The organism is Streptomyces sp. NPDC085460 (assembly GCF_044541975.1).
GTDB lineage: Bacteria > Actinomycetota > Actinomycetes > Streptomycetales > Streptomycetaceae > Streptomyces.
Genome location: NZ_JBITTO010000009.1, coordinates 389623 through 408501, shown reverse-complemented (window position 1 = coordinate 408501; position 18879 = coordinate 389623). Strand labels below are relative to the sequence as shown.

General features: G+C 73.9%; 17 protein-coding genes. 8 read left to right on the top strand and 9 right to left on the bottom strand.

What is annotated here, in order from left to right:
* Window positions 1-37: 37 nt before the first annotated feature.
* Entirely contained in the window at window positions 38-1075 is a 1038-nt protein-coding gene (locus ACIGHB_RS25305; RefSeq protein ID WP_399916055.1) for a DUF3533 domain-containing protein, read from the bottom strand.
* Between the two features lie 189 nt (window positions 1076-1264).
* Here ACIGHB_RS25305 and ACIGHB_RS25300 point away from each other — a divergent pair, with 189 nt between their 5' ends.
* The 3 genes from ACIGHB_RS25300 to ACIGHB_RS25290 all read left to right on the top strand — a co-directional run bounded on the left by ACIGHB_RS25300 (window position 1265) and on the right by ACIGHB_RS25290 (window position 6724).
* Window positions 1265-4738, top strand: coding sequence for a DNA polymerase III subunit alpha (locus tag ACIGHB_RS25300; protein ID WP_399916053.1), 3474 nt, complete (start codon window positions 1265-1267; stop codon window positions 4736-4738).
* Window positions 4735-5691 carry a DNA polymerase thumb domain-containing protein gene (locus ACIGHB_RS25295; protein ID WP_399916051.1) on the top strand — a complete coding sequence of 319 codons (957 nt, stop codon included), beginning with the start codon at window positions 4735-4737 and terminating at the stop codon, window positions 5689-5691. The genes ACIGHB_RS25300 and ACIGHB_RS25295 overlap by 4 nt, the downstream gene beginning before the upstream one ends.
* A gap of 169 nt (window positions 5692-5860) precedes the next feature.
* Window positions 5861-6724: an esterase/lipase family protein gene (locus tag ACIGHB_RS25290; protein WP_399916049.1), complete on the top strand. Its 864-nt coding sequence runs from the start codon at window positions 5861-5863 to the stop codon at window positions 6722-6724.
* Here ACIGHB_RS25290 and ACIGHB_RS25285 read toward each other — a convergent pair.
* Both ACIGHB_RS25285 and ACIGHB_RS25280 read right to left on the bottom strand, forming a co-directional pair.
* On the bottom strand, window positions 6721-7749 hold the full coding sequence (locus tag ACIGHB_RS25285) for a lytic polysaccharide monooxygenase (protein WP_399916047.1): 1029 nt from the start codon (window positions 7747-7749) through the stop codon (window positions 6721-6723). The two genes, ACIGHB_RS25290 and ACIGHB_RS25285, sit on opposite strands and share 4 nt — an antisense overlap.
* Window positions 7750-7894: 145 nt before the next feature.
* Entirely contained in the window at window positions 7895-8563 is a 669-nt protein-coding gene (locus ACIGHB_RS25280; RefSeq protein ID WP_399916045.1) for a response regulator, read from the bottom strand.
* A gap of 149 nt (window positions 8564-8712) precedes the next feature.
* Between ACIGHB_RS25280 and ACIGHB_RS25275 the strand changes: the two genes are divergently transcribed.
* The 4 genes from ACIGHB_RS25275 (at window position 8713) to ACIGHB_RS25260 (ending at window position 12287) form a co-directional block, all read left to right on the top strand.
* On the top strand, window positions 8713-9696 hold the full coding sequence (locus tag ACIGHB_RS25275; protein WP_360315705.1) for a tripartite tricarboxylate transporter substrate binding protein: 984 nt from the start codon (window positions 8713-8715) through the stop codon (window positions 9694-9696).
* On the top strand, window positions 9693-10199 hold the full coding sequence (locus ACIGHB_RS25270; protein WP_360315703.1) for a tripartite tricarboxylate transporter TctB family protein: 507 nt from the start codon (window positions 9693-9695) through the stop codon (window positions 10197-10199). Before ACIGHB_RS25275 ends, ACIGHB_RS25270 begins: the two co-directional genes overlap by 4 nt.
* A 3-nt stretch (window positions 10200-10202) precedes the next feature.
* The gene (locus ACIGHB_RS25265) at window positions 10203-11696 is read left to right on the top strand and encodes a tripartite tricarboxylate transporter permease (RefSeq protein ID WP_360315701.1); all 1494 of its coding nucleotides are present in this window, start codon (window positions 10203-10205) and stop codon (window positions 11694-11696) included.
* A 141-nt stretch (window positions 11697-11837) separates the two neighbouring features.
* Window positions 11838-12287, top strand: a complete 450-nt coding sequence (locus ACIGHB_RS25260; protein WP_360315699.1) for a DUF6299 family protein — start codon at window positions 11838-11840, stop codon at window positions 12285-12287.
* 47 nt (window positions 12288-12334) lie between these two features.
* Here ACIGHB_RS25260 and ACIGHB_RS25255 read toward each other — a convergent pair whose 3' ends face one another.
* Both ACIGHB_RS25255 and ACIGHB_RS25250 read right to left on the bottom strand, forming a co-directional pair.
* Complete coding sequence (locus tag ACIGHB_RS25255; RefSeq protein ID WP_399916041.1) at window positions 12335-12832, bottom strand: DUF402 domain-containing protein; 498 nt, start codon at window positions 12830-12832, stop codon at window positions 12335-12337.
* Window positions 12813-13733, bottom strand: coding sequence for a GNAT family N-acetyltransferase (locus ACIGHB_RS25250; protein ID WP_399916039.1), 921 nt, complete (start codon window positions 13731-13733; stop codon window positions 12813-12815). Before ACIGHB_RS25250 ends, ACIGHB_RS25255 begins: the two co-directional genes overlap by 20 nt.
* Window positions 13734-13806: 73 nt before the next feature.
* Between ACIGHB_RS25250 and ACIGHB_RS25245 the strand changes: the two genes are divergently transcribed.
* Window positions 13807-14184, top strand: a complete 378-nt coding sequence (locus ACIGHB_RS25245; protein WP_360315693.1) for a GntR family transcriptional regulator — start codon at window positions 13807-13809, stop codon at window positions 14182-14184.
* 159 nt (window positions 14185-14343) lie between these two features.
* Here the strand turns inward: ACIGHB_RS25245 and ACIGHB_RS25240 are convergent, their stop codons facing one another.
* The 4 genes from ACIGHB_RS25240 to ACIGHB_RS25225 form a co-directional block, all read right to left on the bottom strand.
* The gene (locus ACIGHB_RS25240; RefSeq protein WP_399916037.1) at window positions 14344-15462 is read right to left on the bottom strand and encodes a DUF5925 domain-containing protein; all 1119 of its coding nucleotides are present in this window, start codon (window positions 15460-15462) and stop codon (window positions 14344-14346) included.
* Window positions 15463-15595: 133 nt separating this feature from the next.
* Entirely contained in the window at window positions 15596-16360 is a 765-nt protein-coding gene (locus tag ACIGHB_RS25235; protein ID WP_399916142.1) for a polysaccharide deacetylase family protein, read from the bottom strand.
* A 29-nt stretch (window positions 16361-16389) separates the two neighbouring features.
* Window positions 16390-17442 (bottom strand): glycosyltransferase family 2 protein, encoded by a 1053-nt coding sequence (locus ACIGHB_RS25230; RefSeq protein ID WP_399916035.1) that lies wholly within the window; start codon window positions 17440-17442, stop codon window positions 16390-16392.
* Window positions 17439-18275: a glycosyltransferase family 2 protein gene (locus ACIGHB_RS25225; protein ID WP_360315687.1), complete on the bottom strand. Its 837-nt coding sequence runs from the start codon at window positions 18273-18275 to the stop codon at window positions 17439-17441. The genes ACIGHB_RS25230 and ACIGHB_RS25225 overlap by 4 nt, the downstream gene beginning before the upstream one ends.
* Window positions 18276-18879: the final 604 nt, after the last annotated feature.

The window sequence follows — 18879 nt, the reverse complement described above, 5'->3', positions numbered from 1 at the left end:
CGGGGGCCTCCTCGCGCTTCCCGTACGCCGGCCGGGGTCAGGCGCGGGGCTCGCCCACCTCCGCCGCGATCGGCTCGCCCTCGGGCTTGCGCTTCAGCGAGGACAGCACCAGCGTGACCGCGGCGCCGACCACCGCCCAGGCGGAGAGCACCAGCATCGAGGCGGTCATGTCGTTGCCCTTGAAGTACGCGATCGAGCGCGCCGCCCAGGTGCCCGCGCCCGGCGGCAGGGCCGGGCCGATCGCCTTCCAGAACGGCGGCAGCATCGGCGCGGGGAAGGCGCCGCCCGCGCTCGGATTGCCCAGGACGACCACGAGCAGGATCGCCAGGCCGATGCCGACGATCCCGAAGACGGACTGGAGGGCGAGGGTGGCCGCGCCGACGGCGAAGACGACCAGGGTGCCCAGGCCCCACAGGGCGGCGACCGAGCCGGGCAGGGCGCCCAGGATCGGACCGACGATGACCGCGCCGCCGAGACCGCCGAGGACGGAGTAGAGCGCGAGGACGCCGAGCCGGATGATCGCCCGCTCGCGGTTGGCCGGCCGGGAGCCGGCGCTGATGGCGAGGATCGCGGCGCAGATGTAGCCGCCGACGCACCAGCCGACGACGAGGTAGAAGGCGGAGAGCCCGTCGAAGTCCTGCGGCGAGGCGGGGGCCACGTCGACCGTCCGCACCTGCCGGCCCTGGGCCGCCTCCACCTGGGTGAAGATCTTCTCCAGCGCGGAGGAGAGCACGGTGCCGCCGCCGGAGGCGACGAGCAGGGTGTCGGTGCGGCTCGCCGGGTTCACGACCAGGGCCCCGTCGATCTCCCGGTTCATGATCTTGCCCCTGGCCTCGTCCGCGCCGGCCACCACCCGCGGGTCGAGCGGGTCCCCGGGCAGCTTCTCCAGCTCGGCCAGGAGGGTGGCGGACACCTGCGGGGGCGCGACCACGCCGAAGGGCACGTCCGACGGCTTCGGGTTGTGCAGGGCCCCGACGTACGAGGTGATGAAGAGGAGCTGGAGGGCGAAGACCCCGACGACGAGCAGGGCGGCTCGGGGGGTGACGGCGCTTTTCAGTTCGTCGACGAGACTCATGCCCCCCAGGCTCCGGGGGAGGGGGCGTTCGCGCAGGTGGGAGGGGGCCGAACGGCTGACGGAAGCAGGTGCGCGACGCTTATCGTACGCACGTTCGAAATGAGCTAGGGTGGTGTGTGGGGGTGGGAACGTCTGTACGAATACCGGTGCGGGAGAGCACCGCCGGAGCAGGAACGCGGGAGGTGCGCCATGACGGGCTTCACCCATCTGCACGCCGCCTCGGGGCACTCCCTCCGGTACGGCGCCTCCCACCCCGACGCCCTCGCCGCCCGCGCCGCCGAGCGGGGCCTGGACGCCCTCGCCCTGACCGACCGCGACAGCCTCGGCGGCGCGATCCGCTTCGCCAAGGCGTGCGAGAAGGCGGGCGTCCGCCCCCTCTTCGGCGTGGACCTCGCCCATGAGCCCCTGCTCGCCCCGGCCGGCCCCGACGGCCCGGGCGGCCCGGGCGGCCCGGTTGACGGGGTCACCTCCGCCCGCCGGGTCCCCGTGCGCGGCGGCGCCTTCGTCGACGAGTCCGCGCCCCGGGCCGTCTTCCTCGCCCGCTCCCGGGCCGGCTGGGCCTCCCTCTGTGCCCTCGTCACCGCCGCCCACGCCCGGACCGGGGAGGACCGCCGCCCCCTGCTGCCCGCCTCCGCCGACCCCGGCACCGGCCTCCTCGTCCTGCTCGGCCCCGACTCCGACGTCGGCCGCGCCCTCGCCGCCGGCCGCCCCGACCGCGCCGCCCGGCTGCTCGCCCCCTGGCGCGACCGGTACGGCGACGCGCTCCGCCTCGCCGCCGTCGACCACCGGCGCCCCGGCACCGGCCCCGGCTCCCTGCGGCTCGCCGCCCGCACCGTCGGCTTCGCCGCCGAACAGGGCGTCCCGCCCGTCCTCACCAACGCCGTCCGCTACGCCGACCCCGGCCAGGGCCCGGTCGCCGACGTCCTCGACGCCGCCCGCAGGCTCGTCCCCGTCGACCCCCGCAAGGGCCTCGACAGCGGCGAGGCGTGGCTCAAGGACACCGCCGGGATGACCGCCGCCGCCGAGCGGATCGTCGAGGCCGCCGGCTTCCGCCCCGACGCCGCCCGCCGGCTCCTCGACCGGACCGCCGAGGCCGCCGCCGGCTGCCTGGTCGACCCCGAGGACGACCTCGGCATCGGCTCCGCCCACTTCCCGGAACCGCACCTCGTCGGCGCCGCGCACCGCACCGCCCAGCGCGTCCTCGCCTCCCGGACCGCCGCCGGCATGGTCCTCAAGGGGTACGAGAAGCGGGGCGCCTACTGGGACCGGATGCACCGCGAACTCGACATCATCGCCCACCACGGCTTCGCCACCTACTTCCTGACGGTCGCTCAGGTCGTCGACGACGTCCGCGCCATGGGCATCCGGGTGGCCGCCCGAGGCTCCGGCGCCGGCTCCCTCGTCAACCACCTCCTCGGCATCGCCCACGCCGACCCCGTCGAGCACGGCCTGCTCATGGAGCGCTTCCTCTCCAAGCGCCGCACCGCCCTGCCCGACATCGACATCGACGTCGAGTCCGCCCGCCGCCTGGAGGTCTACCGGGCGATCATCGGCCGCTTCGGCGCCGAACGGGTCGCCACCGTCTCCATGCCCGAGACCTACCGGGTCCGCCACGCCGTCCGGGACGTCGGCGCCGCCCTCTCCCTCGACCCCGCCGAGACCGACCGGATCGCCAAGGCGTTCCCCCACATCCGCGCCCGGGACGCCCTCGCCGCCCTCGACGAACTCCCCGAACTGCGCGAACTCGCGGGCGAGCGCGAGAAGTTCGGCCGCCTCTGGGAGCTGGTCGAAGCCCTCGACGCGCTCCCGCGCGGCATCGCCATGCACCCCTGCGGCGTGCTCCTCTCGGACGCCTCGCTGCTCACCCGCACCCCCGTGATGCCCACCAGCGGGGAGGGCTTCCCCATGTCCCAGTTCGACAAGGACGACGTGGAGGAGCTCGGACTGCTCAAGCTCGACGTGCTCGGCGTGCGGATGCAGTCCGCGATGGCCCACGCCGTCGCCGAGGTCGAACGCGCCACCGGCACCCGCCCGGACGTCGACGCCGTCCCGGCCGGCGACCCCGACACGTACGCCCTGATCCGCTCCACCGAGACCCTCGGCTGCTTCCAGATCGAGTCCCCCGGCCAGCGCGACCTGGTCGGCCGGCTCCAGCCCGCGACCTTCCACGACCTCGTCGTGGACATCTCGCTCTTCCGCCCCGGACCGGTCGCCGCCGACATGGTCCGGCCCTTCATCGAGGCCCGGCACGGCCGCGCCCCCGTCCGCTACCCCCACCCCGACCTGGAGGGACCCCTGCGCGAGACGTACGGCGTGGTCGTCTTCCACGAGCAGATCATCGAGATCGTCCGGATCATGACCGGCTGCGACCGGGCCGAGGCCGACCAGGTGCGGCGCGGGCTCTCGCACCCCGAGGAGCAGGGCCGCATCAAGGCGTGGTTCGCCGAGCTGGCGCAGCGCCGGGGGTACGCGGACGAGGTCGTCGCCCGCACCTGGGAGATCGTCGAGGCGTTCGGCTCGTACGGCTTCTGCAAGGCGCACGCGGTGGCCTTCGCCGTGCCCACCTACCAGTCGGCCTGGCTCAAGGCCCACCACCCGGCCGCCTTCTACGCCGGGCTGCTCACCCACGACCCCGGCATGTACCCCAAGCGGCTGCTGCTCGCCGACGCCCGGCGGCGCGGGGTGCCGGTGCTGCCGCTGGACGTGAACCGGTCGGCGGTCGCCCACCGTATCGAACTGGTGTCCAAGGAGCCTCCGGTGTGGGGACTCCGGCTCGGCCTCACCGACGTCCACGGCATCAGCGAGGCCGAGTCCGCCCGCATCGAGACCGGCCGCCCCTACGCCTCCCTGCTCGACTTCTGGGAGCGCGCCCGCCCCGGAAAACCCGTCGCCGAACGCCTCGCCCAGGTCGGCGCCCTCGACGCCTTCGGCGCCAACCGCCGCGACCTCCTGCTGCACCTCACCGAACTCCACCGCACCCAGCGCGGCGCCGCCTCCTACGGCGGCCAGCTCCCGCTCGCCAAGGGCCGCAAGACCGCCCCCGTCGGCCTGCCGGACCTCGACGAGTCGGAGCGCCTCAGCGCCGAACTCGGCATCCTCGGCATGGACGCCTCCCGCCACCTCATGGGCGACCACCACGCCTTCCTCCGCGAACTCGGCGTCGTCTCCGCCGACCGGCTCCGCTCCACCCCGCACGGCAGGACCGTCCTCGTCGCGGGCGCCAAGGCCGCCACCCAGACCCCGCCGATCCGCTCCGGCAAACGCGTCATCTTCACCACCCTCGACGACGGCACCGGCCTCGTCGACCTCGCCTTCTTCGACGACGCCCACGAGCGGTGCGCCCACACCGTCTTCCACTCCTGGCTGCTCCTGGTCAGGGGCGTGGTGCAGCGGCGCGGCCCGCGCAGCGTCAGCGTCGTCGGCGCCGCCGCCTGGAACCTCGCCGAACTGGCCGAACTGCGGGCCACCGGCGGTCTCGACGCGGTGGGCGAACGGCTCGCCGAAGAGGCGTCCGCCCCCGGAAGGAGCACCGACGACGGCCGCAGGATCCGCCTGGAGACCGGCTACGAGCTGAACCCCTGGGCCGACCTCAGGCCGGCCGGCGACGGCGCCGCCACCCCGGCGCGGAAGCTCTGGCACAGCAGCCCCGGGAGCGCCGGATGATCCTCTGCGTACGGTGCGGACCGGAGGCGGGGGAGTCGTTCCTGCCCCGGCTCGTCGACCTGCTGGGCGAGTTCACCCCCGTCGTGGAGGCCGCCCCGCCCCACGAGGCCCTCGCCGACGTGCGCGGCGCGCTGCGCTACTTCGACCGCACCCCCGCCGAACTCGCCGCCGTGATCCGCGTCCGCGCCCTCGCCCTGTACGGCGTCGACTGCGTCATCGGCGCCGGGCCCAATCCGATGCTCGCCCGCATGGCCGCCCGCGAGGCCCGGCCCGGCCTCACCCTGACCGTCGACGACCCGGCGGCCTTCCTGCGCGACCGCCCCGTCGTGGCGCTCGACGGCGTCGGCCGCGCCACCGCCCGCACCCTCTGCGGCTACGGCCTCGACTCCGCGGGCCGGGTCGCCGACGCCCCGCTCGCCGTGCTCCAGCGGCTCGTCGGCGCCAAGGCCGGCCGCGAACTGTGGGAACGGGCCCGGGGCATCGACCGGACCCCCGTCGTGCCGAACGCCGCCGCCCGCTCGCTCGCCGCCGAGCGCTCCTTCCCGCACGACGAGACCGACCGCACGGAACAGCGCCGGGCGCTGCTCTCGCTCGCCGCCGAACTCGGCGCCCGGCTGCGGACCGGGAACCAGGTCTGCCGGTCCCTCGCGCTCACCGTGCGGTACGCCGACCGGAGCACCACGAGCCGGAGCCGTACCCTGCCCGAACCGACCGCCCACACCGCGGCGCTCACCGCCCTCGCGTACGCGCTCCACGACTCCCTCGGCCTCCAGCGGGCCCGGGTGCGGGGCGTCGCGCTGCGCGCCGAGGGCCTGGGGCCGGCCGAACGGGCCGCGCACCAGCTCACCTTCGACCCGGCGGACGAGAAGGCCCGGCGGATCGAGGCGGTGGCCGACCGGGCCCGCGCCAAGTTCGGGCCGCGGGCGATCCTCCCGGGCTCCCTCGCCGCGTGAACGGCCGCAGCCGAAAAGGACCTTGACGGGGCACCAGTTTTTACCGGCACGTAACTTCCCAGCCGGTAACACCCGTGCGTAACGTGGCCGGAAGAGCATCCCCACTTGTGGTCCGGGCCGCAGGGCACAGCACCCCCACCATCCCCTTGAGCCGCAAGGAGATCGTCCGATGCTGCCCCCGAACCCCTGGAAGAACCTCGCCAGAGCGCTGTCCGTCCTGCTCCTGACGGTCGCCGCCGTCCTCGCCCCCACCACCGCCGCCCAGGCCGCGCCGAGCCGCGGCTGGAACGACTGGTCCTGCAAGCCCTCCGCCGCCCACCCGCGCCCGGTCGTCCTCGTCCACGGAACCCTCGGGAACTCCGTCGACAACTGGCTCGCCCTCGCGCCCTACCTGGTGAACCGCGGCTACTGCGTCTACTCGCTCGACTACGGTCAGCTGCCGAACGTGCCCTTCTTCCACGGCCTCGGCCCCATCGAGAAGTCCGCCGGCCAGCTCGACGTCTTCGTCGACCGGGTCCTCGCCGCCACCGGCGCCCCCGAGGCCGACCTCGTCGGCCACTCGCAGGGCGGCATGATGCCCCGCTGGTACCTCAAGTTCCTCGGCGGGGCCGAGAAGGTGAACGCGCTCGTCGGCATCGCCCCCGACAACCACGGCACCACCCTGCTCGGCCTCACCAGGCTCCTGCCGTACTTCCCCGGCGCCGAGGACCTGATCAGGGCGACCACGCCGGGCCTCGCCGACCAGATCGCCGGCTCCCCCTTCCTGACGAAGCTCAACGAGGGCGGCGACACCGTGCCCGGCGTCCGCTACCACGTCATCGCGACCCGGTACGACGAGGTCGTCACGCCGTACCGCTCGCAGTTCCTCTCCGGGCCGAACGTCACCAACGTCCTCATCCAGGACAAGTGCGCGCTCGACCTCTCCGAGCACGTGGCCATCGGCACGGTGGATCGGATCGCCTTCCACGAGGTGGCCAACGCCCTCGACCCGGCCCGCGCCACCCCGACCACCTGCCTGTCGGTGATCGGCTAGCCGCGCCGCGTCCGCCGGGTGGCCGCGAACAGCACCGCCGCGCCGGCCGCCAGCACGCCGGCCCCGCCCAGCGCGAGGTACGGCGTGCTGCTGTCCCCGCCGGTCTCGGCCAGCTCCACGGCCTCACCGGCGGCGGCCGGCGCGGGCGCGGCCTGCGCCGTCGTCGCCTCCGCGGTCGGCTCCGGCTCCTGTCCCGCGCTCGCCTCAGCGGTCGGCTCGGCCGGCCGCGCGCTCGCCTCCGCGGACGGCTCGGCGGTCGGCTCGGGCGCCGCCTCCGTGACCTCCGCCCCCGTCGAGGCGTCGTGGTCGCCGTGCCCGCCGTGCTCGACGGAGGACTCGTCCTTCCCGGCCTCGATCTGACCGTCGCTCGGCGCGGAGGCGGACGGCGCCGCCCCGCCGTTGTCGGCGCCGAACACCACGTCGGAGCAGGTGTAGAACGCCTCGGGGGAGTCGGACCGCTGCCAGATCGAGTAGATCAGGTGCCGGCCCGACTTCTCCGGCACCGTCCCCTCGAAGACGTAGTCACCGTTCTGCATCCCGGGGTCGGTCACCGTCACGAACGGCTGCGCCTCCAGGTCCGACCACTTCAGCGGCTGCGACGGGTCGTACCCGTCCTTCGTCACGTACAGCGCGAACGACCCCTTGTGCGGCGCCGTCCCCTTGTACCGGAAGGTGTGCTTGCCGGCCGCCAGCTTCGACGCCGGCCAGTCCGCGCGGGCGAGGTCGAGCCCCCGGTACTTGTCGTTGCCCGCGCTGCACAGCTTCCCGTCCGGGATCAGCTGCCGGTGCTGCCCGGCCGCGTTCGCGATGTTCACCGCGTTCCAGTCGTAGAACGCCTGCGCCCCGCTCGCCGCCACCGCCGCCTTGCACGCCGCCGACGACGGCGACTCGGGCCCCTCCGCGTAACAGGCCGCCACCCGGCTCACCGGGTCGGTCATCGAGCCGTGCGCGAAGGCGGGGGAACCGGCGAGCCCGGCGAGGACCAGAGCGGTGGCGGCGACCGCGACCGTACGACGAGACGTCATGGGGGAACACTCCTGGAACGAGGGTGGCGTGGGGGGATGCCCCGCACGCTAGCCCGGAAAATCCCCGAAGCAGGCCCGGGAGAAGGCGAGAAGGCGATTCTTAGGGCCGCTTTAAGGTCCAGGAAAGAGCCCCCTCAGGAAGCCCTCAGCCCGCCGGGCGGTACCGCCGCTCCGGGCGCCCCGTGCCGCCGTACCGGAGGGTCACCTCGGCCCGGCCCGTCACCGCGAAGTGCTCCAGATAGCGCCGCGCGCTGACCCGCGACAGCGAACCCGCCTCCGCGCACTCCGTGGCCGACAGGCCCTCCGGATGGGCCCGCAGGATGCCCTCCACCAGCTCCGCCGTGTGCGCCGCCAGCCCCTTCGGGAGCTCGCGGGAACCACGCGGACGGGTCCCGAAGATCTGGTCCACGTCCTCCTGCCGCGCCTCGTCCAGACCGTCGAGCCGGGTGCGCAGCGAGGCCACGTGCCGCAGCTGCTCGTGGAGGGCCGCCTGGTTGAAGGGCTTGATCAGGTAGTGCAGCGCGCCGGCCCGCAGCGCCGCCCGGACCATCCCCGCGTCCCGCGCCGCCGTGATGAAGAGCGCGTCCACCGCCAGACCCGCCCCGCGCAGCTCCCGCAGCACCCCGATGCCGTCCATGTCCGGCAGGAAGATGTCGAGCAGGACCAGATCGGGCCGCAGCCGGTGCGCGGCCCGCAGCGCCTCCGCGCCGGTGTGCGCGACACCGACGACGGAGAAGCCCGGCACGGCCGACACGTAGCGGCTGTGCAGCTTGGCCACCATGAAGTCGTCGTCGACCACCAGCACCTTCGTCACGCCGGACACGGTAGGTCGCGACCACAAGGACCACAACGTCCGTTGGTTGCGGAAGAGAGACAGCTTCCTCACGCGGAGGCAACATGTGGCCCACTTCACCTCCCCCGGGCCCGTCCCGGAACCCACCCAACCACCGAGAGGCGGCCGCGTTGCGTCTTCGCACCCCCTTCGCCCTGCTCGGGGCGGCGCTGCTGGTGCTCGTGGGGCCGCCGCTGCTCACCCCCGGCAGCGGCTCCGGCACCGGCACCGACATCCCCGGCCTGCGGTTCATGGTCCCCAACACACCCGGCGGCGGGTACGACATCACCGCCCGCACCGCCGCGAAGAACGCCGAGGAAGCCGGCCTCACCGGCGACATCGAGGTCTTCAACCTGCCCGGCGCGGGCGGCACCGTCGGCCTCACCCGGCTCGTTGGCGAGCGCGGCGACGGCCGCGTCGCCATGTCGATGGGGCTCGGCGTCGTCGGAGCCGTCCACACCAACAAGACCCCGAGGACCCTCGCCGACACCACCCCGATCGCCCGGCTCACCGAGGAGCAGGACATCGTCGTCGTCTCCAAGGACTCCCCGTACCGGACCATCCAGGAGCTGCTCGCGGCCTGGAAGAAGGAGCCCGGCAAGCTGCCCGTCGGCGGCGGCTCCTCGCCCGGCGGCCCCGACCACCTCGCGCCGATGCTGATGGCCCAGGCCGCCGGCATCCCGCCCAAGGAGGTCAACTACATCCCCTTCGACGGCGGCGGCGAACTCCTCGCCTCCATCCTCGGCGACAAGGTCGCCTTCGGCGTCTCCGGCGTCGGCGAGTACCTCGACCAGATCAAGGCCGGCGAACTGCGCCTGCTCGCCGTCACCGGCGCCGAGCGCGTCCCCGGCCTCGACGCCCCCACCCTCCGCGAGGCCGGCCTCGACACCGAGTTCACCAACTGGCGCGGCATCGTCGCCCCGCCCGGCCTCACCGACGCCGAACGGGACAAGCTCGTCACCCTGGTCACGAAGCTGCACGACTCGCCCCAGTGGCGCGAGTCCCTGAAGACCCACGGCTGGACCGACGCCTTCCTGCCCGGCGAGGAGTTCGGCGCCTTCCTCACCGAACAGAACACCCGCGTCGACACGGTGCTGAAGGAGCTCGGACTGTGACCACCGATCCGAAGGCATGGCTCAAGGACCGCTCCGAACTCGGCGTCAGCGCCCTGCTGCTCCTCCTCGGCGTCCTCGTCCTCACCGACGCCCTCACCCTCGACGTCGACGTCACCGCCCGCGGCCCCGTCGGCCCGGCGACCGTCCCCCTCGTCGTCGGCTGCGGCCTCCTCGTCGTCGCCCTCCTCCTCGCCCTCGACGTGCTCCACGGCGGACGCGGCGAGGCCGAGGGCGGGGAGGACGTCGACCTCGACGCCCCCGCCGACTGGCGCACCGTCCTGCTCCTCGTCGGCGTCTTCCTCGGCTTCGCCGTCCTCATCGGCCCGCTGGGCTTCCCCGTCGCCGGCGCCCTCCTCTTCTGGGGAGCGGCCTACGCCCTCGGCAGCCGCCACCCCGCCCGCGACCCGCTGATCGCGGCCGTCCTCTCCCTCCTCACCTACGGCGTCTTCGACCGCCTGCTGGGCGTTCCGCTGCCCGGCGGGCCGCTGATGGGAGTGCTCTGACCCATGGAATCCCTCAACTCCCTGATGGACGGCTTCGGGACCGCCCTCACCCCGGTCAACCTGCTGTGGGCCGCCGTCGGCGTGCTCCTCGGCACCGCGATCGGCGTGCTGCCCGGCATCGGCCCCGCCATGGCCGTCGCCCTGCTGCTCCCGGTGACGTACGGCCTCGAACCCACCGGCGCCTTCATCATGTTCGCCGGCATCTACTACGGCGCCATGTTCGGCGGCTCCACCACCTCGATCCTGCTCAACACCCCGGGCGAGAGCGCGGCCGTCGTCGCCGCCATGGAAGGCCACCCGATGGCCAAGGCGGGGCGGGGCGCCCAGGCGCTCGCCGCCGCCGCGATCGGCCACTTCACCGGCGGCATGATCGGCACCGTCCTGCTCGTCGCCCTCGCCCCGGCCGTCGCGGCGCTCGCCGTCGACATCGGCGCCCCCGACTACCTCGCCCTGATGGTCCTCGCGTTCATCGCGGTGACCTCGGTCCTCGGCTCCTCCCGGATCCGCGGTGTCGCCTCCCTGCTCATCGGCCTCACGATCGGTCTGGTCGGCCTCGACCAGCTCACCGGCCAGCAGCGGCTCACCTTCGGCTCGCTCCAGCTCGCCGACGGCATCGACGTCGTCATCGTCGCGGTCGGCCTCTTCGCCATCGGCGAGGCCCTCTGGGTCGCCGCCCACCTGCGCCGCACCGCCGGCCGGCCCGTCCCGGTGGGCCGCCCGTGGCTGGGCCGCGAGGACGTGCGGCGCACCTGGAAGCCGTGGCTGCGCGGCCCGTTCCTCGGCTTCCCGTTCGGCGCGATCCCGGCCGGCGGCGCCGAGATCCCGACCTTCCTGTCGTACGTGACGGAGAAGCGGCTCTCGAAGCACCGGGACGAGTTCGGCAAGGGCGCCATCGAGGGCGTCGCCGGACCCGAGTCGGCCGCCTCCGCCTCCGCCGCCGGCACCCTCGTCTCCATGCTGACGCTCGGCCTGCCGACGACGGCCGTCGCCGCCGTGATGCTCGCCGCCTTCCAGCAGTACGGCATCCAGCCGGGACCGCTGCTCTTCGAGCGGGAGCCCGAGCTGGTGTGGGGCCTGATCGCCTCGCTCTTCGTCGGCATGGTCCTGCTGCTCGCGCTCAACCTGCCGCTCGCGCCCGTCTGGGCGAAGCTGCTGCGCATCCCGCGCCCGTACCTCTACGCCGGCATCCTGTTCTTCGCCGCCGTCGGCGCGTACGCGGTCGGCGGCGAGGCCCTCGACCTCGTCGTCCTCCTGGTGGTCGGCCTCCTCGGCCTCGGCATGCGCCGCTACGGCCTGCCGGTGCTGCCGGCCGTCATCGGCGTCATCCTCGGCCCGGCCGCCGAACAGCAGCTGCGCCGCGCCCTCCAGATCAGCGACGGCTCCGTCACCGGCCTGGTGAACACCCCGTTCTCGGTGACCGTCTACGCGATCGTGCTGCTCCTGCTGGTGTGGCCGCTGCTGCGGAAGGCGGTGACCCGCCGCGGGACCGAGGCGTGAGCCCGGGGGCGTACGACGATACGACGGTAGGGGCGAGGTCCGGCCAACGCGCCGATGAAGGAGTGAGTTTCGGACAACGGGCGGCGGGATCCGGTATCCCTGGCGGGCGTAGTCTCCCCCCCACTCGAAGGGACACCCCCCATGCGCGTCCGACTCGCCCTCGCCGCCACCGCCCTCCTCGCCGCGGCCGCCGCCCCTCTCGCCCACGCGGGAGGGACGGACGGCCGCACGGCCGTGCCGTCCGGAGGGTTCGCGGACCTCCTCACGGTCGACCGCGCCGGCCTCCTCGGCGCCGACGGCACGGTCACCCTCTCCGGCACCTACCGCTGCCTCGACGACAGCGCGGGACCGGTCTTCGTCAGCTCCACCCTGCGCCAGCAGGACCGTTCCGCCGGGATCGGCGGCACCCGCGCCGTCTGCGACGGCGCCCTCCACACCTGGACCAACACCGCGGTGGTGAAGGACCCCGCCTACCAGCCGGGCGACGCCCGCGTCGAGGCCACCCTGATGCAGCTCACCCCCCAGGGCGACCTCGGCCTCCCCGCTCCCGGCTTCCTCGCCGTCGAGGACGCCCCCGTCACCCTCGGCTAGAGCGCGCCGCCCGCCGGCTCAGGCGGCGGGAGCGGCCGGCCGCCGGCTCAGGCGGCGGGAGCGGGCCGGCCGAGCAGGGCCACCAGCCCGTGCCGGCCCAGCCGTTCCAGCTCGTCGAGGGCGGCCACGGCCCGCCCGGCCGCCTCCGGATCGGCGGCGGCGAGCCCGCTCGCCGCGAACTCGTCCTCGTCGAGCCGGAGCACCTCGCTGCCGTCCGCCGACACCCACAGGTCCAGGTCCAGGTCCTCGACCGTCACCCCGGCCGCCCCGAACTCGGCCGGCCGGGTGATGTCGCAGTACCAGCCCTTGAGCCGGCCCTCTGCCGACCACACCTCCTTGACGGTGAACCAGCGGTCCGACCAGTAGTGCTCGACGAAGACGTCACCCGGCTCGAAGCGCACGAACCCGAAGTCCCGCACCCCCTCCGCCGCCCACGGCGCCCGCACCGAGAGCCGCGTCGCCGTCTCGGTCACTACCTCGGCGGGATAGCGGATCTTCAGCCGCCCCGCCTTCCACAGCGCCACCTCAACCGAGCGTCCTGACATGGCGTACCTCCGTCGCCTCGATCGCGTACCCGAACCACTCGTTGATCGCCAGCATCGGCCCGTTGCCGGCGTCGTTCCCGGTGAACGCCTCCGTACAGCCCGCCGCCCGCGCCCGGTGCAGCGACGCGTTCTTGGCGAGCTTGGCGAGACCGCGCCCGCGGAAGGCCGGGGCCGTCCCCGTCATCCCCGAGGAGTACCGCCCGAGCCCGTCGGTCTGCGCGGCGCTGAACGCGGCCGGCACCCCGTCCACCACCGCCACCGTCGTCAGCGAACGGTCGTGCAGCGGATGGTTCCAGGTGGTCTCCAGCCAGTGCGCGTAGTCGTCCATCTCGACCGGCACGTCGCTCGGCTCGTCGGCGGTGGTCGCCGCGTCCAGTTCGAAGACCGTCCGCGGATCCGCCGCGAACTCCGCTGCCGACAGCAGCTCGACACCGGCCGGCGGCGCCTGGAGCGGCGGCAGCCCCGCCGTCAGGTCCAGCCGCAGGAAGTGCGCCGACCGGCTCGGCGCGTACCCCCGCCGCTCGGCGTAGGCCCGGTTCGCCGGCTCGTCGAGGACCCAGCTGTAGAGCGTCGTCGCCCCCCGTTCGACCAGGTGCTCCTCGGCCGTGCGGACCAGCAGCGATCCCGCGCCGAGGCTCCGGCGGGCCGGATCCACGTACACGTTGAGCCGGCCGATGCCGGGCTCGGGGGAGTCGTGGGCGACGGACACCTGGGCGGTCCCGATCACCTCGCCGTCCTCGGTCACCGCCACCAGCGGCCGCTGGTGGGCGTCGGGATGCGCGTGCGCCCAGTCGAACGTCAGCTGCTCGGCGGTGGCCAGCATGCAGGGGAGGGCGGCGCGACGGACGCGGGCGAAACCCTCGGCGTCCTCGGGCCGTACGTCACGGACGATCACAGTCATGGGGCCGCACGCTACGGCCGGGCCCACGCCGCCGCCTCCCATTTTCCGGTGGGGTGGGGGCAGAATCGGGCGGGTGACACTGACACTCGCCGTGGACCACCAGTCCACCACCGCCCCCTACGAACAGCTGCGCGCCCAGATCTCGGAGCGCGCCCGGTCGGGCAGACTCCCGGTCGGCTACAAGCTGCCGACGGTCCGGGGACTCGCGGAGCAGCTGGGGCTCGCCGCGAACACGGTCGCCAAGGCGTACAAGGCCCTGGAGTCGGACGGGGTCATCGAGACCCGCGGCCGGCACGGCACCTTCGTCGCGGCGGCCGGCGACGCCGCCAGCCGCCGGGCCGCGTCGGCCGCCGCCCAGTACGCCGAGGAGGCGTACCGCCTGGGCCTCACCCGGGACGAGGCGGAGGCCGCCGTGGGGGACGCGCTGCGGGCCGCGTACGACTCCGAGTGACCTGTACGCCGTGACCTGACGTGACGGATGTGCCGGGCGCCCCGGCGGACCCGACACGGCTCGGAGAGGCAGCCCGGCCGCCGGGATCACGGTTCGGAGAGGCAGCCCGGCCGCCGGGATCACGGTTCGGAGAGGCAGCCCGGCCGCCGGGATCGCGGGTCAGAGATACAGCCCGGCCGCCGGGCTGCGCTGCTCCGGCAGCTCGGCGGGGGAGGCGCCGCGCCGCAGCGCGAACAGCTCCGCCAGCGTGGCGCCCCCGGCCGGCACCCCGTCCTCGCGGCCCAGCCAGGCCGCCGACTCGGCCCGGGTCAGCGGCCCGACCTCGATCCGCGCCAGGCAGCGGCCGGGGCGCACGATGGCCGGGTGGAGCCGCTCCAGGTCCTCGTTGGTGGTGAGGCCCACCAGCACGTTCCGCCCCTGGCCGAGCAGACCGTCCGTCAGGTTCAGCAGCCGGGAGAGCGCCTGGCCCGTGGCCTCCTTCGCGCCGCCCCGGATCAGTTCGTCGCAGTCCTCCAGGAGCAGCAGCCGCCACCGCTCCTTCTCGGTGCCGTCGTCCTCGCCGATCGCGATGTCCATCAGGTACCCGATGTCGTTGAAGAGCCGCTCGGGGTCCAGCACGCAGTCCACCTGGCACCACTCCCGCCAGGACCGGGCGAGGGTGCGCAGCGCGGAGGTCTTGCCGGTGCCGGGCGGGCCGTGCAGCAGCAGGAGCCGCCCGGTGACGTCCTCGGGGGTCAGCTTCATCAGCCGGTCCATCGACTCGGCCACCGGCGCCGTGTAGTTGGGGCGGGCCTCCTCCCAGGTGGCCGCGCTGATCGGGCGGGTCATCCGGCGCGGCCCGCGCTGCGGAGCCAGGTACCAGAAGCCCATGGTGACGTCCTCGGGCTCCGGCTCGGGCTCGTCCTTGGCGCCGTCGGTGGCCTCGGCGAGGATCCGCGCGGCGAGCTCCGGGTCGGTCGCCGTCACGGTGACGTCGGCGCGGTGCTTCCAGCGGGAGGCCAGGATCGTCCACCCCTCGCCCTCGGCGAGCACGGAGCTGCGGTCCTCCTCCTTCGCCCCCCACAGCACCCGGGCCCCCGGCGGCAGCAGCGTCGCGTCGGACCGCGCCCGGTCCAGGGTGAGTCCGTGCGCGTGCGGCTGCGACCCGGTCGTGAAGCGGTCGAGGAAGAGCGCGTCCATGACGTCGCTCGGCGAGTCGCTGTCGTCGAGGTTGACCACGACCGGCAGCGGCTCGCGCGGCCCGGGCGGTACGGCGGGGGTGTCTGGCATGCTCGCCATGATCCACCGGCCGGCCGGGCCGCGCACGGGGTTTTGCCCCGGGCGACCCGCGCACCCGGCGGGCGGGTCAGATCCAGTGCCCGCGCGCCCGGCGGGCGGGCCGGATCCAGTGCCCGCGCTCCCAGCGGGCGGGTCAGATCCAGTGCCCGCGCACCGCTCCCCGGGCCCGGCGGGCGAGCGCGTACCCCTTCGTCAGGGCCCGGTCGACGGCGAAGTCCCGGGCGACGGAGCCGCCTTCGAGGTGCCGGACGAACTGTTCGACCGTGGTGGAGCGGCGTACGGTCACCCGCTCCAGGGCGTAGGGCCCCTGCCGGCGCCGGGCGAGCGCGTTGCCGACGGCGAGCGCCTGGCCGAAGCCGGCCTCCCGGACGGCGGTCCGCACCCGCCGGCTGGAGTAGCCGTACGGGTAGGCGAAGGAGTCCGGCGCGGTGCCGAGCTCCTCGGCAACCAGCTCCCGGCAGCGCAGCGCCTCGAACCGCAGCCGCCGCGCGTCGAGCTGGTCCAGCTGCGGGTGGCTGTGGCTGTGCCCGCCGATCTCCGTGCCCGCGGCGGCGAGTTCGCGGACCTGCTGCCAGCTCAGCATGGTGTCGAGGGCGCCGCCGGTGTCGTGCCGGCCGGGCAGCCAGCCGCTGGTGACGAAGACGGTGCTGACGTAGGAGTGCTTCGCGAGCACCGGCAGGGCGTACCGGTGCACGCCCTCGTAGCCGTCGTCGAAGGTGACGAGCACCGGCCGCGCGGGCAGCTCGGCGCCGGTCCGCCAGGCGGCGGCGAGCGCGGCGGTGGTGACCGGGGTGAAGCCCCGCTCGGCCACCGCGTCCATCTGCGCGGCGAACGCCTCGGGGGTCACGGAGAGCCCGAGCGTCGCGGGCGCCGGATCGGGGGCGACCGCGTGGTACATGAGGATCGGCACGGGGGCGGGGGAGGCGCTCACGCGACCGCCTCCTTCGCCCCGGCGTCCCGGTCCTCGCCGGGGACGGCCCGCGGCTCGATCGGCCCCCACGAGAAGGAGGGGGAGCGCCCGCGGCGGGCGCGGAGGGTGCCGAGGGCGTAGCCGCCGGCGGCGAGCGCCACGCCCGTGACGATGGCCCCGGCCCGGCCCGCGCCGCCCGGCCGGCCGAGCAGCGCGTCCCGCAGGCCGCGCACCACCCCGGCGGGGAGGACCCGGCTGGTGTAGCGCCGTTCGGACTCCAGGCCCTTGCCCGCGCCGACGCTCTGGGCGACGAGGGCCTTGGACAGGCCCTCGGCGTAGACCCGGGTGCGGAAGTAGGCGAAGCGTTCGCGCGGGGCGGGCACCTTGTGGTGGATGACCGCCCGGTCGTCGATGAGCAGGACCGCGCCCGGCACCGCGTTCGCGAGCCGGATGCACAGTTCGGTCTCCTCGCAGCCGAGCGGCCGCCGGTCGCCGTCCCGCCCGATGCCGGTGGCGAAGCCGCCGGCCGCGTCGAAGGCGGTGCGCCGGAAGGAGGCGTTGCCGCCGAGTACGTTGCGGACCCGGACCCGGCCCGGGGGCAGCCCCCGGTAGGTGCAGCCGACGACCCAGTCGAACTCCTCGGGGAACCAGACGGGCCGGCGGCCGGAGCCCCAGGCGGGCAGGGTGCGCCCGCCGACGGCGACGACCTCCGGGTCCCGGTAGCCGGCGGCGAAGTGGTGGAGCCAGTCGCGCTCGGCCACGGCGTCGTCGTCGAGGAAGGCGACGAACTCGCCGCGGGCGGCGGCGATCCCGGTGTTGCGGCCGGAGGAGAGGCCGCGGGGGCCCGCGTTGGCGAGCACCCGCACCTCCTCGCGGCCGCGCGCGTCCGCGTACTCCTCGGTGAGCCGGTCCAGGAGGCGCTCGTTGTGGTCGACGACGAGCAGGGTCTCCAGCGGGGCCAGCGACTGCTTCCGGACGGAGTCGACGGCGGCGAGGATGTCCCCCCACCGCTCCTCCGTGTAGACGCAGATCACCACGGAGAAGCGGGGCGGGGCCGTGCGGTCGCTCAAGACACCTCTCCCCGGGGGACGTTGACGGAGAAGGCGGCGGGCCGGCGGAGCGCCCGGGCGGCCTTGGTGACGCGCTTCTCGCGGAGGATCACCTTGAGCACGCGGATGCCGTCGCGCACCGCGTTGAGGTTGCTGACGCCGTGGATCCGCAGGTATTCGTGGCTCGGGACCTCCTGCACCTTCAGGCCGGCCTTGACGACCCGGATGTTGATGAGGGTCTCGATCTCGAAGCCGGTGCAGTCGAGGGTGATCTTGTCGAGGCAGTGCTTCCAGAAGGCGTTGTACCCGTAGCAGAGATCGGTGTAGCGGGCGCCGAACTTCCGGTTGACGAGGGCGCAGAGCGCCCAGTTGCCGAGCCGGCGGATGCCGGTCATGTCGTCGGTGCCGCCGCCGTTGGCGAAGCGCGATCCCTTGGCGAAGTCCGCGCCGCCGACGAGGGCGGAGACGTAGGAGACGATCTCCTGGCCGTCCGCCGAGCCGTCGGCGTCGACCATCACGATGATGTCGCCGGTGCAGGCGGCGAAGCCGCTGATCAGGGCGTCGCCCTTGCCCTTGCCGACCTGTTTGACGACCTTCACGTCGGGCCGGAGTCCGCGCGCCACTTCCACGGTGTCGTCCGTCGAATTTCCGTCGACGAGGACGACTTCGTGAATCCATTCCGGCAGCGACTTGAACACGTACGGAAGATTTTCCGCCTCATTCATCGCGGGAATGACGACGCTCACCGGTGGAGTGATCGCCAGATGGGACGTGATGGCCCGGTACTGGGCCGCTATTCGACTCGGCTCGGTGAATTCTTGGCCCGTGACGGCCGGGCGCAGGAACGAGCTCATGGGTCGGTTTCCCTCTCGTCCGGTGGGCCGCCCACCCCTGGGCGGCCCGATCGTGTATCCGGTTCGAAAGGGGGGTTCTCGCCATCCCCGCACGGAAGCGATCGCCTTGCGGGATCGGTGAGTTGGCATGACTGGCCGCGCGGTACCCGCGACTCGGCGCAGACGGACACACCGAGCACGGCACCCCCCTACCGCGCCCCGCTCCGGTGTCGCCGGGACTGCTGCGGCTCTCCCCTGAGCCGCTGTGCCGGTGAACCGATGCGGGTGAGATGTACGACGGTATTGATGAATGGGACTGTATGGCAAGTGCCGCTTGTACGGCCCGGTTTCTGGCACTTTGACGAAGGAACCGTGATCGAAAGCGCTGTCTTCTTGATCGGATTCGACCAATCCGTTTCCGCTATGAGGACAGGGTGGATCCGCCGCACTTCTGTGCAGGGTTGTGCGGATGTGTCGCGATCCCGTTCGGACAGGAACCGGGATCGGAACCTCCGGTTCCTCAGGTGGCCGAAAAGCGTTGCGCCATGAGGCGGCATCATTCACTCGTCAGCGGCAACTTTGACATGAACACTTCCGGAGCGGCGGATCCGATGCTACTTCCTGG

Coding starts and splice junctions, on each gene's coding strand:
- ACIGHB_RS25265 (WP_360315701.1), top strand. CDS start 10,203: ATGGAATCCCTCAACTCCCTGATGGACGGCTTCGGGACCGCCCTCACC.
- ACIGHB_RS25225 (WP_360315687.1), bottom strand. CDS start 18,275: ATGAGCTCGTTCCTGCGCCCGGCCGTCACGGGCCAAGAATTCACCGAG.
- ACIGHB_RS25260 (WP_360315699.1), top strand. CDS start 11,838: ATGCGCGTCCGACTCGCCCTCGCCGCCACCGCCCTCCTCGCCGCGGCC.
- ACIGHB_RS25235 (WP_399916142.1), bottom strand. CDS start 16,360: ATGTACCACGCGGTCGCCCCCGATCCGGCGCCCGCGACGCTCGGGCTC.
- ACIGHB_RS25250 (WP_399916039.1), bottom strand. CDS start 13,733: ATGACTGTGATCGTCCGTGACGTACGGCCCGAGGACGCCGAGGGTTTC.
- ACIGHB_RS25300 (WP_399916053.1), top strand. CDS start 1,265: ATGACGGGCTTCACCCATCTGCACGCCGCCTCGGGGCACTCCCTCCGG.
- ACIGHB_RS25240 (WP_399916037.1), bottom strand. CDS start 15,462: ATGGCGAGCATGCCAGACACCCCCGCCGTACCGCCCGGGCCGCGCGAG.
- ACIGHB_RS25285 (WP_399916047.1), bottom strand. CDS start 7,749: ATGACGTCTCGTCGTACGGTCGCGGTCGCCGCCACCGCTCTGGTCCTC.
- ACIGHB_RS25295 (WP_399916051.1), top strand. CDS start 4,735: ATGATCCTCTGCGTACGGTGCGGACCGGAGGCGGGGGAGTCGTTCCTG.
- ACIGHB_RS25290 (WP_399916049.1), top strand. CDS start 5,861: ATGCTGCCCCCGAACCCCTGGAAGAACCTCGCCAGAGCGCTGTCCGTC.
- ACIGHB_RS25255 (WP_399916041.1), bottom strand. CDS start 12,832: ATGTCAGGACGCTCGGTTGAGGTGGCGCTGTGGAAGGCGGGGCGGCTG.
- ACIGHB_RS25305 (WP_399916055.1), bottom strand. CDS start 1,075: ATGAGTCTCGTCGACGAACTGAAAAGCGCCGTCACCCCCCGAGCCGCC.